This is a genomic window from Paenibacillus sp. Paensp111 (assembly GCF_059492195.1).
Window position 1 is genome coordinate 555,955 of sequence record NZ_CP168527.1, and the last position, 12,445, is coordinate 568,399.

Consider the following 12,445-nt stretch of genomic DNA (forward strand, 5'->3'; position numbering starts at 1 on the left):
GGAGGAACGCTCTAAAGGCCTTGGCAGGCACGAGCAGCCGCTCGGTTTGACCGGAAGCACAGGGCGTTTCTTTGTCGTTCTCGTCATTACATAGTCTCTTGAAGCAGCAATAAGTCGTCATGATTAGAAGAAATAGAGAACAACCGGGGGAGTGAGGAAATGAAGGGAGCATTGAAGCGTCTGCTTGTTGCAAGTCTGGTAATCGCCATCTGTCTGGTGGCTTCAGGCTGTGGATCGGCTAAAGAGGATGGGATTGTAATGCTGAATGTATCCTATGACCCGACACGTGAGTTATATGAGCAGTATAATAAAGTGTTCTCCGCTTATTGGGAAAAGGAGAAAGGCCAGAAAGTTACGATCAGACAATCGCATGGCGGTTCGGGTAAGCAGGGCCGGTCCGTGATTGATGGCTTGAAGGCTGACGTCGTGACCCTGGCACTCGGTTATGATATTGACAATATTCAGAAGAAGGGCCTCATCAAGAAGGGCTGGCAGAACAAGCTGCCGGGGAATAGCTCCCCGTATACTTCAACCATTGTATTCCTGGTCCGCAAGGGGAACCCCAAAGGCATTCAGGATTGGGACGACCTGATCAAAGGGGATGTAAAGGTAATTACACCGAACCCGCAGACCTCTGGCGGTGCCCGCTGGAACTATCTCGCTGCCTGGGGTTACGCGCTGCATCACAACCAGAATGATCCGAATAAGGCCAAGGAATTTGTGAAGCAGCTGTATCAGCATGTGCCTATTCTTGACACAGGTTCAAGGGGGGCAACGACCACCTTCGCCGAACGTGAGATCGGGGATGTTCTGATTTCGTGGGAGAATGAAGCCATGCTGGCAGTAAAAGAGATCGGACCGGATAAGTTCGATATCGTCTATCCTTCCGAAAGTATTCTGGCAGAGCCGCCGGTAGCCGTGGTGGACAAGAATGTGGATAAGAAGGGAACACGAGAAGTGGCTGAGGCCTACCTGAAGTATTTGTATTCTGAAGAAGGCCAGGAAATCGCCGCCAAGAACTTCTTCCGTCCAACTCTGGAGAGTGTGAAGGAGAAGTACAAGAATACTTTTAAAGACATCAAGCTGTTCTCTATCGATGAATTTGGCGGATGGGCGAAGGCACAGTCCGAGCATTTCGGTGACGGCGGGGTCTTTGACCAGATTTATACACCTAGTAACTAATACCGACCGTATAGCGGAGGGGATGAATCATTCATGAAGACGATTGCTTCCAAGCGCGGGGTGCTTCCCGGCTTTGGGCTTACCATGGGCTACAGTGTGTTGTATTTAAGCCTGGTGGTCCTGATTCCACTGTCAGCCCTGCTGCTGAACTCTACAGGCTTGACCTGGGCCAAGTTCTGGGATGTGGCTACCGATGCCAGAGTGTTAGCTTCGTTCAAGATTAGCTTTCTCACCGCGGCGGCGGCAGGACTAATCGATGCGGTGCTCGGCCTGCTGCTTGCCTGGGTTTTGGTCAGATATGATTTTCCGGGTAAAAGTATATTTGATGCTATGATCGATCTTCCTTTTGCACTCCCGACAGCTGTGGCCGGGGTATCCCTGACCGCGATCTACTCGGATAAAGGATGGATCGGCTCCTTACTCAAGCCGCTTGGCATTGAAGTGGCCTATACGCCCATCGGAATTACGCTGGCTCTGATGTTCATTGGGATTCCCTTTGTCGTGAGAACGGTACAGCCCGTACTTCAAGAGTTGGAGACAGACGTGGAGGAAGCGGCAGCTACTCTCGGATCGGGACGAATTCGCACCTTCTTCAGGGTTATAATGCCGCAGCTCTATCCGGCCCTGCTGACCGGCTTCGCCCTGGCTTTCTCGCGGGGAATCGGGGAATACGGCTCGGTGGTCTTCATCTCGGGGAATATGCCGATGAAGACGGAGATTGCACCGCTGCTCATTATGTCTAAGCTGGAGAAGTTTGATTATCCGGGAGCGATCTCGGTTGCACTGCTGCTGCTGATCATTTCATTCCTCTTGATGCTTCTTATCAATACCCTGCAGCACAGGCTGCGCAAAACAGCCCGTTAAGATCAATACAAGAAGGAGGGTTCAAATATGGCTGGTTCCGTTCCGATTGCTCCCAAGAGCACGCTTAATCGAAAAAGCAGCACAGTAAAGCAGACAGGCTGGGTCAAATGGACGCTGGTCAGCATTGCCGCACTGGTGCTCTTATGGCTGATTGTGCTCCCGCTTATCGTAGTGCTTACCGAAGCGCTGAAGCAGGGCTGGGACGTATATATAGCAGCAATTGTAGACCCCGACGCGCTCTCCGCACTTCGCCTTACCCTGCTGGTTGCCGTCATTACAGTTCCCTTGAATACGATCTTCGGGGTGGCCGCAGCCTGGGCGATTACCAAGTTTCGGTTCCGGGGGAAGCAGCTGCTGATCACCCTGATCGATCTTCCGTTCTCCGTATCACCGGTGATTGGCGGTCTGATCTATGTGCTCGTATACGGACAGCGCGGCTGGTTCGGTGCATGGCTCGGCGACCATAACATGGATGTTATCTTTGCGCTTCCGGGAATCGTGCTGGCTACTTTGTTCATTACCTTTCCCTTTGTTGCCCGCGAACTGATCCCTCTTATGGAGGATCAGGGACAGCAGGAGGAAGAAGCCGCGCTTACGCTTGGAGCCAGGGGATGGACGATCTTCTGGAAGATTACTCTGCCTAACATCAAGTGGGGGCTGCTCTATGGGATTATTCTCTGTAATGCCCGGGCCATGGGCGAGTTCGGCGCCGTATCGGTAGTGTCGGGACATATTCGGGGAGAGACGAACACGCTGCCTTTGCATATCGAAATTTTGTACAACGAATACCAGTTCTCGGCTTCCTTTGCTGTATCTTCTCTGCTGCTTGTGCTGGCATTGATCACGCTGGTGTTAAAAGCCTGGTTCACACGCAAAAATGCACATTGACGGTGATTTCCATCCTATGGTAACATTAATCACAGTTAATCAATCGGAATTGAATGATTAGTGATGTGAAGTGAGAATCCATTGGGAAGAAGGAGGCGCGGACGATGGCTAAACCTTTAATAGTCGACGAAGAGTGGCTGAACCGGATTGCCGGATTATTAAGCGACATGGAGTTTGGTTCTCTGAATATTGTGGTTCATGAGGGACAGATTGTACAGGTGGAACGCACAGAACGCAAGCGTTATGAGTCAGGTGCCTCCCGAGGAGCCAAGGCGTCAGGCTCCAAGCATTCACACAGAGCTGTGCGAGAGTCTAGTTCCGGCAGATCCGTGTAGACGTTATATGAGCTTCGTGCTTACCCAGTCAAATCGAAAATAGATATACCAAAGCCCCGTATTCCAGCCTTGGACTTTAAGCCAAGGCACCGGAATACGGGGCTTTATGCGTGAAAAGGCAAGCTCTTCGCTTAATTTTTGTTCGCTGTAGTCATGTCGTCCTGACTTAAGACTCCGTTCACGACAGTATTCTCGTTCTCTGCGTTCTCCGTAGGCACGCTCGGAAGCTGCGCCTGTACGTCTGTGTCATCATAGTGACCTGCGAACGGCCGGGCCTTCCGGGGCTTCGTGCCGGTCAGGCTGAAGCCCAGTACGAACAGCATGAGCTGAACGGCAAGCACGTACAGCGAGGTCTCGAGCCCTGCGAGATGAATCAGCGCCAGCAGGGCGATGAAGATGGAGAGCAGGCGCAGCAGGACGGTGCTGCTCCCCGGGCGGCGGCTGGCCAGCAGCACCGGGTAGAGCAGCAGCAGCGAGAGCAGGATGGAGGCGAAGCGCGCCCATATGGCCGCGCGGGTCCAAGCGGCATCGCTGCTCCCGGCAGCGGGTGCGGCTCCGAGAGCCTGCAGCAGCCAGGCGGTCAGCAGGACCGCAGCGACCGCGAAAGCGAACGGCAGCATGGCTCGAAGCTGAAGCCACAGCGAGAGGCCCCAGCCGGGCTGCTCGGCATTAGCGAGCAGCCTGGCCCGCTCTTCCATGAGCCGGACAGCCTCGCGGTCCAGGGCTCTGTGCAGCAGCGGCAGACGGGCCTCGTCCCCGTCTGCCAGATAGGCGCCGATCTGGCCCTGCAGATCGGCGGTGAGGTAAGGCGCGGCTTTGCACGCCTGCAGCCGGTCCATGAGCAGCGCCGGCGTATCGGCGTTCGCGCCGCGCTGCTCTACTGCACGCTGCAGCGGTCCGGCAGCCGCGGCGTACAGCTCAAGGCTGAGGCGGAGCCGCTCCAGCCGGGCCTGCTCCACCCGCCAAGAGCTGCTGCGCGCCGCGGTATAGAGAGCTATGAAGGTAAGGGCGGTCACGGCGGCCGCATAAGGCCCCGCGGGCTGCTGGGTTAGCCATGACCAGACTTGCGTAAGAGACACCGGGATATCACTCCTTCGATCCATATGTAGAAGTTTGTCTTCTGGTCCATGTCTTTTTCCCTTCCTCCACTATTGCACAGGAGCGGGATATAATACAAGCGATCCTTTGGTCCCCAGTGGGTATATATATAGCAAGTACTGGATGGGATGAATACCCTGCCTTTATAAATCGGTTATAATGGAGGTTGAAGTTGTGGAGCTAGAGCAAATAACATTTAAGCTTTTGATTGGCTTTATTGGCCTATGGACGATGACGCGGCTGCTGGGCAAAAAGGAAATATCCCAGCTGACTCCGTTCGATTTCGTCTCATCCCTTATGCTGAGTGAGCTTGTGGGGAATACCGTCTATCAGGAGGACGTGAAGTTCTCCCAGCTGCTGTATGCTCTGCTGCTCTGGACGGTTCTGTCCTTCGTCCTGGAGAAGGTTACCCAGTATTTCAAGCGGACCCGAGGGTTCCTGGACGGCAAAGCTTCCATTCTGATTCGGCATGGGGAAGTGGATCTCAAGGAGCTCCGCAAGAACAGCTTGGACTTTGATCAGCTGCGGATGCTGCTGCGCCAGCATGATGTATTCTTCATGCGGGAAGTAGCCTATGCTATTTTTGAAGCAAACGGAACTCTGAGTATTATGAAGAAGTCCGAATACGAGCAGGTAACCCGTGAGGATCTGAACCTGCCCAAGCAGGAGGCTGACTTCTCTTATAGTCTCGTTGAGGACGGCAAGCCGGATTATGAGAGTCTGAAGCTGCTGGACAAGGACGAATCCTGGCTTAGGAGCGAGCTTCACAAATGCGGATATGAAAGCTTAAGCGATGTGGCCTATGCGGAATGGACCCCGGAAGAGGGAATATATGTGCTGGAGCACCGTAAGAAGCCTTTCAAGCAGCCGAGAGAGGTCGATAAAGCCTTCAAAGAAACATTATAACTACAAAGGAGCGGCAGACTTGACGAGTACAGTCATTGAAATCTTTTTTATCGCTATACTGGCAGGTGTGGTCGGTGCTGTCCTTGGACTTGGGGGCGGGATTGTCGTCACGCCTGCCTTAACTCTCCTGTTCGGGGTGGATATCCATCATGCGATTGGAGCCAGTATCATCTCGGTAATCGCGACCTCGAGCGGTTCGGCGGTCGCCTATATCAGGGACCGGATTACGAACCTTCGGGTGGGCATGTTTCTGGAGATTGCCACGACCGTTGGCGCCATAACGGGGGCCTTCCTTGGAGCCGTGATTGCTCCTCAATTTCTATATGTTATCTTTGCCGTCCTTCTTCTATATTCGGCTTATGCCATGATTAAGAAGGGCAAACAGGAGATTCCCACGGGTGTGCCTCTGCATCCTGTGGCTGAGAAGCTTCGACTTCAGGGAGAGTATTACGATAAGGCTATTGGGCAGACGGTGGCTTATAACGTAGACAAGGTCCCTCAAGGATTCAGCGTCATGTACGGAGCCGGTGTGATCTCGGGGCTGCTGGGAATTGGAAGCGGAAGCTTTAAAGTTATGGCGATGGACGTATTCATGAAGATGCCTCTAAAGGTGTCGACAGCGACCAGCAACTTCATGATGGGGGTCACCGCGGCGGCCAGCGCCGGAATCTATCTTCTGCGGGGGGACATTAATCCTGTCATCTCTGCTCCGGTAGCGCTCGGGGTTCTCATTGGAGCCACGGTGGGGTCACGATTGATGCAGCGGATGAAGAGCAAGACGATCCGCAAGCTGTTTATTCCGGTCATGATCTACGTTGCCGGTCAAATGCTGTACCAGGGATGGAGGGGTTAACATGGCGAATCAGATACAATCCAGCGGGGATGCGCCCAGCCGGATTGCTGATGTGGAGCTGGCCATCAGCAGGATGCTGCGGATCGGTGTAATCGCGGCAGCCGCTGTTATTATTATCGGATTGGTGCAGTTCCTGGTCACAGGCGTCAGCGGGTATCCGGACGGAACCTATCCGCTGGGCTTCGGGGCCATCTGGGAAGGTCTTCTGGCCATGAAGTCGGTGGCCGTCATCGAGACCGGACTGCTGATTCTAATTTTGACGCCAGTCCTCCGGGTATTCGTCTCGTTGTTCGTGTTCTGGCAGGAGAAGGACTACCGGTTCGTGGCCATAACGGCTGCGGTGTTTATAATCCTGATTATCAGCTTTTTGCTGGGTAAGGCAGGCTGATTTAGCGAGCGGATATCGGAGGCAGAGTTGAAGGGCATTTTCATGAACTTCAAGGGTTCCTAAGCTATAAAATATGCCCAGATGCGTTTTGGATTTACTAGTTGGGATAATTATATTAGAAGGATGCTTGAATGAGGGAGCCCATCCATTCATTTGTTAAATAGAGAAGGAGCGATACATATTATGAAAATTGCACTGTTTGGAGCTACGGGTACGATCGGCAAAAGCATACTGGAAGAAGCGCTGCGCAGAGGCCATGAGGTGACTGCTGTGCTAAGAGACGTGTCCAAGCTGGAAGGCTTGGAACAGCATGAGAAGCTCCAGGTGAAGACGGGAGATATTCTTATGCCGGATTCCGTGGCTGAGGCAGCCACGGGTAAGGATGTGGTGATCAGCGCCTTCGGCCCTAAATTTGGCCAGGAGGATGAACTGTCCGAAGCTGCCCGTACACTCGTGGAAGGCGTGAAGCGCGGCGGAGCAGGACGGCTGATCATCGTGGGCGGAGCCGGCAGTCTTGAAGTGGCTCCCGGCGTAGCGCTTATGGATACACCAGCCTTTCCGGAGGAGTGGCGCCCACTGGCCCGGGCTCATGCGGAAGCTTATGAGATCTTCCGGGCTTCAGATATCGACTGGACCTATCTCAGTCCGGCAGCCGTCATTGAACCCGGCGAACGCACGGGGAACTTCCGGATCGGAACCAATCAGCTGGTGACCGACGAGCTGGATAACAGCCGGATTTCAGTAGAAGATTACGCGGTGGCTTTGCTTGATGAGGTGGACGAGGGACATTTTGTAAAAGCAAGATTCACCGTCGCCTATTAACATAGTGAAGTTCTTATAGGCAGCCAGATGTATGATTCATATGGCGGAGTCAGAACCGGAGAGTAGTAGCGAAGCTGGACCTTCGCTCTTATGGCGAGCCGGCAGCATGGCAGTGCCTATTCAGCAACAGCAAAGAGCAGGGGGCTTTGGCTCCCTGCTCTTTGCTGTGTAATCTTTGCTGTGGTCTCAATCCCGTCGGCAGTCTTGCCTTTGTCTTGTTATACTTGAATTTAGAGCTTTGGAGGACGAGTCGGGAATCAAAGTATACGCTGTTCTCCTGCCCTTGCAGATTTGGGCAAGAAATGCACGGAAGGCATCTTTCTAATCTGCTAGATTGATGTAGGAAGGGTTGATTATGATGATGGATTGGGTTCAGAGAATGAATGGGGCGATCAATTACGTTGAGGACCATCTGATGGAGAAGATCGATTATACGGAAGTCGCCAGACTCGCCTGCTGCTCGGCGTATCACTTTCAGCGGATGTTCTCCTTCATCACGGGTGTTACGCTAGCGGAGTACATTCGGCGCCGAAGACTGACTTTGGCTGCTTTTGATCTGCAGCATAGCGGGATTAAGGTTATTGAACTGGCGCTAAAATATGCATACGACTCTCCAGAGGCTTTTACACGGGCATTTAGCAACCTTCACGGCGTTACCCCGTCGGCTGCGCGTCATACAGGAACCTCGCTCAAGGCCTATCCGAAAATGACCTTTCACATGTCAATTAAAGGGGATGCGGAGATGAATTACCGGATTGAGGAGATGGGTCCGTTCCGAATCGTAGGAATATCAGAGCGTGTACGTACGGAGGATGCGTTCCGTGAAATTCCGCGCATTTGGGCTGAAGCCGGAGATCGAGGAGTCTTTGAGAAGCTTTGGAAGGTCCGACTGGGTAACCACCAAATGGGGGGAATACTGGGAGTCTGTGCGAACGGGGAATTTGGGGAGAATGAGGAGTTCGACTACTTACTATCCATAAGGTCGGATCAAGAGCCGCCGGAGGGAATGAGCTCATTGGATTACCCGGCAAGCACATGGGCCGTGTTCGATGCACCCGGCGGTCCGGAGGGGATTCAGGAAATATGGAAACGTCTCTATACGGAGTGGGTTCCGTCTTCCCTTTATGATCTGGCTTACCTGCCGGCGGTCGAGAATTATCTGCCTCCAGAGGAGGGCAGGAATGAATTGTGGGTGCCCGTGGTTAAGCGTGGACAGGCCCATTAGGCCTGTGGGCCAGCAGATTTGTCTAGTTCACTCTATAAATAAATACTAATATTCAAGTAATCAGGAAGCTTTTTAGGCCAGTTGGGTAATAGGGGATAGAGCAGTAGGGATAGAATAAGGGATAAGTACGTAGATCAGATCTAACAAGGGAGGCGTGCGGAAATGCGGCTTGTGGGTGCCGGGCAGATGAGGGAGCTGGATCATCAGACGATACAGGAAATCGGAATTCCGGCGGCGGTCTTAATGGAAAGTGCAGGGCGTGCTGTTGCGGAGGAAGTGGTGAGGTATTGTGTGCTTCGCTCGGAACAGCAGCTGCCGAAAGAGCCGGAGGGTCTTATAGAAGAGGTCCTCCTCGGAATGGGAGGCATGGGCTCCCGGAGGAGCCCGGCAGACATTAGGCACATACTCCAGCATGAGCACTGGCTGGTTCTAATCGGCAAAGGCAGCAATGGCGGAGACGGCCTGGCTGCCGCCCGACATTTGATTAACGCGGGGATGTCGGTCACCCTCCTCTATGTTACAGATCCCGGACAGATGACAGGGGAAGCGGCTGCACAGGTCCAGGCGGCTCGTACGTTGAAGATTCCGTCAAGAGTGTTCGGGGAGCAGCCGTTGGAGTTTGCCGGGTATACGGCCATCCTTGACGCACTGCTCGGAACAGGGACGTCTGGTGCCCCGCGGGGAAGCTATGCGGCACTTATCGAGCAGGTGAACGGGAGCGGGCTGTCGATTATCTCGGCCGATCTCCCAAGCGGAGTAAATGCCGACACCGGCGAGGTTTATGAGCCGTGTATCCAGGCCCGGATTACCGTATGTCTGGCCTTCTTAAAGGCCGGACTTACCCAGTATCCGGGGGCAGGGGCAGCAGGCGATGTCGTGGTGAGGGACATCGGCATCCCTGCAAGCCTGGCCGAGACGGGTAAGCCAGGCAGCTTCCTGCTCACGGAAGAAGTTCTGATCCGTGAGCTTGGGGTTCAGCCTTCGCGCCGCCGTGATCCGGACGGCCACAAAGGCACCTATGGGCACGTGCTGCTGGCCGCAGGCAGCGCGGGTATGAGCGGCGCGGGGCTGCTTGCCTCCAAGGCCGCGCTGCGGTCCGGATGCGGGTTAGCCACCTGGGCGCTGCCCGCCGATCTGGCTCCGCACGTGCTTGGTGCGGTGCCGGAGCTGATGCTCGCGCCGGTAGGTGACGGCGCGAGCGAGGGGTGGAGCGAAGCCGCAGCGGGCGAAGTGCTGCGGCTGCTGGAGACGCGCAGCGTGCTCGCGGCCGGGCCGGGGCTTGGCCGCTTTGCGGGCGAGGGCGCCTTCTTGCGCGCCCTCTGGGAAGGCGCCCGGTGTCCGCTTGTGCTGGACGCCGATGCGCTGAATATACTCGCTGCGGCGGGCGGCCCCGCAGCATGGAAGCGCCGGGATGCGTCGGTGGTACTGACGCCGCATCCCGGCGAGATGGCGCGCCTTGCGGGCGTCTCTACGGCCGAGGTCCAGCGGGACCGAATCGGCCTCGCCCGCAGGTTCGCCCTTGAGCACAGAGTGACGCTCGTGCTCAAGGGCGCGCGCACCGTCATCGCGGCAGAGGATGGCCGCGTCTTCGTGAACACCACAGGCACCCCGGCCATGGCCACCGGGGGTGCCGGAGATGTGCTGACCGGCATCATCGCCGGTCTGCTGGCTCAGGGCCTTACCGCCGTGCAGGCCGCGGCGTTCGGCGTATATGTGCACGGCCTCGCCGGCGAGCGGGCGGCGGCTGCGCGACATAATCCGGCATCTCTCATCGCCGGAGATATTATAGAGCATTTATAATCTGCATCCCGAAGCTGCTGCGAGAATAACCTATCCGTAACCGGATAGGTTATTCATGTGAGTTGCATAGACTCTAGAGGGAAGATCACTTTTTGAGCGCAATTGTTCCACGAGCAACAATTAATTAACATCATTAACTAATAGGGAGGATATGTTTCTGCTTCTTCTGTCTAGACAAGTTGGGGCTACAATTTCCCATAGGCAAGAGAGCGAAGCATTGCCTTATGGCTAGATGCCCGCCTTAAAATATTATTAAGGAACCCGAGTGCAGCAGCATCTTATGATCACTTCACATGGCTGGTTAATAATTATTTTCTAGGTCCCGAATCAGCTGGTCACCATACCTCCGCCATTCACATGAATCGTCTCACCCGTCACATAGGAGGAGTCTCCGCTGGCAAGGTATACATAGGCGGGAGCAAGCTCATAGGGCTGACCAGCCCGATTCATCGGCGTGTCGGTACCGAAGGTGCTCACTTCCTCGGCGGAGAAGCTGGAAGGAATGAGCGGGGTCCAGATTGGGCCTGGAGCCACCGCGTTGACCCGGATTCCCTGATCCACCAGTGACAGTGCGAGGGATCGTGTGAAGGACACAATCGCTCCTTTGGTTGAGGAATAATCGATCAGCTTCTTGTTACCCTGGTAAGCGGTAATCGAAGCCGTGTTGATGATATTCGAGCCTCTGCGAAGGTAGGGAAGAGCCGCCTGCACCAGAAAAAAGAAAGGGAAGATGTTGGTCTGGAACGTGTGATAGAGCTGTTGCTCTGTAATATCGGCAATACTGTTCTGAGGGTACTGCACAGCATGGTTATTCACCAGAACGTCCAGCTGGCCAAAATGCAAAATAGTCCCGTCAATGACCGAGGAACAGTTCTCCTTGAACCTAAGATCAGTCTCTAGAAGAAGACATCGCCTTCCGAGCTGCTCGATCCGGTTCTTGGTTTCGATGGCATCTGATGTTTCATTCAGATAGGCAATAACGATATCGGCGCCTTCCTTGGCAAAAGCATAAGCCACCGCGCGCCCGATGCCGCTGTCACCGCCGGTAATTACAGCGACCTTGTCCTTCAGCTTGCCTCTTCCGCAGTATTCCGGGTTCTCGGATATGGGCCTTGGGTTCATCAAGCTTTCAATTCCGGGCTGTTTGGGCTGATGCTGGGGAGGGAAGGATAGCTTCTGGTCTATGCAGACAGTCTTTTTTCCGTAAGAAGGATATACAGGGTTCATCATATAGATAGTCTCCTCTACTGATCTTTGTTTCCTTGCTCATCCATATGCGTTCGCCCAGAGGTTGGTTCCTTGGAAATGAAAAAGGCAAGAGGTAGAATGAGATGAGAGGTCTAAATATATTGACAATCTATTCGTGAATTGATAGCATCTGTATAAAGATAAGTGAACCTATCGGAATTATTTTAATTAGATAAGGAAGGTGCATTCACCATGGCAAAAATAACGATTATCAACGGCAATCCCTCTTTGACGTCCCGTCTATCCGCCATTATCGGGCTGACCGAGGAGCTTCTGAGAAAGGAGAATGTAGAAGTACATCACGTCAATGTGGCTGAGCTGCCTCCAGAGGATCTGATCCACACGAAGTTCGAGAGTGAAGCGATCGTGAAAGCCAATGCGCTTGTGGCGCAGGCCGATGCCGTGATTGTAGCAAGTCCGGTCTACAAAGCTTCTTATACGGGAGTGCTCAAGACTTTCCTTGATCTCATTCCCCAGAAGGGACTTGCCGGGAAAATCATCCTTCCGCTGTTCATCGGCGGCAGTCTTGCTCACCTTCTGTCGATTGATTATTCCTTGAAGCCTGTATTGGCATCGCTCGGCGCACGTCATATTCTAGGCGGCGTCTACACCGTGGATACCCAGGTGGCCCGGACCGAAGCCGGCGGCTTCGAAATTGCGGAAGAGCTGCGTACCCGTCTGGAGGAGAATGTGGCTGAGCTTGTTAAGGAGACGAACCTGCGTCTGCAATATACTGAGCCTCCGAAGGGCCTGGCTTGACCGCTCTAATCCCGTTTTGAGATCAGATCAGGGCATCCTCTTGTAAAATCTAATGAATACCCATGTTAGGTGCCTGA

At 54.1% G+C, this 12,445-nt stretch carries 13 protein-coding genes; 11 read left to right on the plus strand and 2 right to left on the minus strand.

Annotation, left to right across the window (positions count from 1 at the left end; all coding sequences use genetic code 11):
- The first annotated feature begins 159 nt into the window (after positions 1-159).
- The 4 genes from ACEN86_RS02650 (at position 160) to ACEN86_RS02665 (ending at position 3,269) form a co-directional block, all read left to right on the plus strand.
- A complete protein-coding gene (locus tag ACEN86_RS02650) occupies positions 160-1,182 on the plus strand; it encodes a sulfate ABC transporter substrate-binding protein (protein WP_495632830.1) in 1,023 nt (340 codons plus the stop codon).
- 33 nt (positions 1,183-1,215) lie between these two features.
- Positions 1,216-2,046: a sulfate ABC transporter permease subunit CysT gene (gene cysT, locus ACEN86_RS02655; RefSeq protein ID WP_495632831.1), complete on the plus strand. Its 831-nt coding sequence runs from the start codon at positions 1,216-1,218 to the stop codon at positions 2,044-2,046.
- Positions 2,047-2,073: 27 nt separating this feature from the next.
- On the plus strand, positions 2,074-2,934 hold the full coding sequence (gene cysW, locus ACEN86_RS02660) for a sulfate ABC transporter permease subunit CysW (RefSeq protein ID WP_495632832.1): 861 nt from the start codon (positions 2,074-2,076) through the stop codon (positions 2,932-2,934).
- A 104-nt stretch (positions 2,935-3,038) separates the two neighbouring features.
- Positions 3,039-3,269 carry a YezD family protein gene (locus tag ACEN86_RS02665; protein ID WP_495632833.1) on the plus strand — a complete coding sequence of 77 codons (231 nt, stop codon included), beginning with the start codon at positions 3,039-3,041 and terminating at the stop codon, positions 3,267-3,269.
- A 131-nt stretch (positions 3,270-3,400) separates the two neighbouring features.
- Here the strand turns inward: ACEN86_RS02665 and ACEN86_RS02670 are convergent, their stop codons facing one another.
- On the minus strand, positions 3,401-4,348 hold the full coding sequence (locus tag ACEN86_RS02670; RefSeq protein ID WP_495632834.1) for a hypothetical protein: 948 nt from the start codon (positions 4,346-4,348) through the stop codon (positions 3,401-3,403).
- 193 nt (positions 4,349-4,541) lie between these two features.
- Between ACEN86_RS02670 and ACEN86_RS02675 the strand changes: the two genes are divergently transcribed.
- The 6 genes from ACEN86_RS02675 to ACEN86_RS02700 all read left to right on the plus strand — a co-directional run bounded on the left by ACEN86_RS02675 (position 4,542) and on the right by ACEN86_RS02700 (position 10,361).
- A complete protein-coding gene (locus ACEN86_RS02675) occupies positions 4,542-5,273 on the plus strand; it encodes a DUF421 domain-containing protein (protein WP_495632835.1) in 732 nt (243 codons plus the stop codon).
- Between the two features lie 19 nt (positions 5,274-5,292).
- Entirely contained in the window at positions 5,293-6,126 is an 834-nt protein-coding gene (locus tag ACEN86_RS02680; protein WP_495632836.1) for a sulfite exporter TauE/SafE family protein, read from the plus strand.
- A 1-nt stretch (position 6,127) separates the two neighbouring features.
- A complete protein-coding gene (locus ACEN86_RS02685; protein WP_495632837.1) occupies positions 6,128-6,514 on the plus strand; it encodes a DUF1634 domain-containing protein in 387 nt (128 codons plus the stop codon).
- A 183-nt stretch (positions 6,515-6,697) separates the two neighbouring features.
- Entirely contained in the window at positions 6,698-7,336 is a 639-nt protein-coding gene (locus ACEN86_RS02690) for an NAD(P)-dependent oxidoreductase (protein ID WP_495632838.1), read from the plus strand.
- A gap of 361 nt (positions 7,337-7,697) precedes the next feature.
- Positions 7,698-8,561, plus strand: coding sequence for an AraC family transcriptional regulator (locus ACEN86_RS02695; protein ID WP_495634198.1), 864 nt, complete (start codon positions 7,698-7,700; stop codon positions 8,559-8,561).
- A 162-nt stretch (positions 8,562-8,723) separates the two neighbouring features.
- Complete coding sequence (locus tag ACEN86_RS02700) at positions 8,724-10,361, plus strand: NAD(P)H-hydrate dehydratase (RefSeq protein ID WP_495632839.1); 1,638 nt, start codon at positions 8,724-8,726, stop codon at positions 10,359-10,361.
- Between the two features lie 327 nt (positions 10,362-10,688).
- Here the strand turns inward: ACEN86_RS02700 and ACEN86_RS02705 are convergent, their stop codons facing one another.
- The gene (locus tag ACEN86_RS02705; protein WP_495634199.1) at positions 10,689-11,588 is read right to left on the minus strand and encodes an SDR family oxidoreductase; all 900 of its coding nucleotides are present in this window, start codon (positions 11,586-11,588) and stop codon (positions 10,689-10,691) included.
- Between the two features lie 213 nt (positions 11,589-11,801).
- Here ACEN86_RS02705 and ssuE point away from each other — a divergent pair, with 213 nt between their 5' ends.
- On the plus strand, positions 11,802-12,368 hold the full coding sequence (gene ssuE / locus ACEN86_RS02710) for an NADPH-dependent FMN reductase (RefSeq protein WP_495632840.1): 567 nt from the start codon (positions 11,802-11,804) through the stop codon (positions 12,366-12,368).
- The last annotated feature ends 77 nt before the right edge of the window (positions 12,369-12,445 follow it).

What these genes read in the sequence shown, in the direction of transcription:
- ACEN86_RS02650 (WP_495632830.1), top strand. Translation starts at nt 160, where the DNA reads ATGAAGGGAGCATTGAAGCGTCTGCTTGTTGCAAGTCTGGTAATCGCC.
- cysT (WP_495632831.1), top strand. Translation starts at nt 1,216, where the DNA reads ATGAAGACGATTGCTTCCAAGCGCGGGGTGCTTCCCGGCTTTGGGCTT.
- cysW (WP_495632832.1), top strand. Translation starts at nt 2,074, where the DNA reads ATGGCTGGTTCCGTTCCGATTGCTCCCAAGAGCACGCTTAATCGAAAA.
- ACEN86_RS02665 (WP_495632833.1), top strand. Translation starts at nt 3,039, where the DNA reads ATGGCTAAACCTTTAATAGTCGACGAAGAGTGGCTGAACCGGATTGCC.
- ACEN86_RS02685 (WP_495632837.1), top strand. Translation starts at nt 6,128, where the DNA reads ATGGCGAATCAGATACAATCCAGCGGGGATGCGCCCAGCCGGATTGCT.
- ACEN86_RS02690 (WP_495632838.1), top strand. Translation starts at nt 6,698, where the DNA reads ATGAAAATTGCACTGTTTGGAGCTACGGGTACGATCGGCAAAAGCATA.
- ACEN86_RS02695 (WP_495634198.1), top strand. Translation starts at nt 7,698, where the DNA reads ATGGATTGGGTTCAGAGAATGAATGGGGCGATCAATTACGTTGAGGAC.
- ACEN86_RS02700 (WP_495632839.1), top strand. Translation starts at nt 8,724, where the DNA reads ATGCGGCTTGTGGGTGCCGGGCAGATGAGGGAGCTGGATCATCAGACG.
- ACEN86_RS02705 (WP_495634199.1), bottom strand. Translation starts at nt 11,588, where the DNA reads ATGAACCCTGTATATCCTTCTTACGGAAAAAAGACTGTCTGCATAGAC.
- ssuE (WP_495632840.1), top strand. Translation starts at nt 11,802, where the DNA reads ATGGCAAAAATAACGATTATCAACGGCAATCCCTCTTTGACGTCCCGT.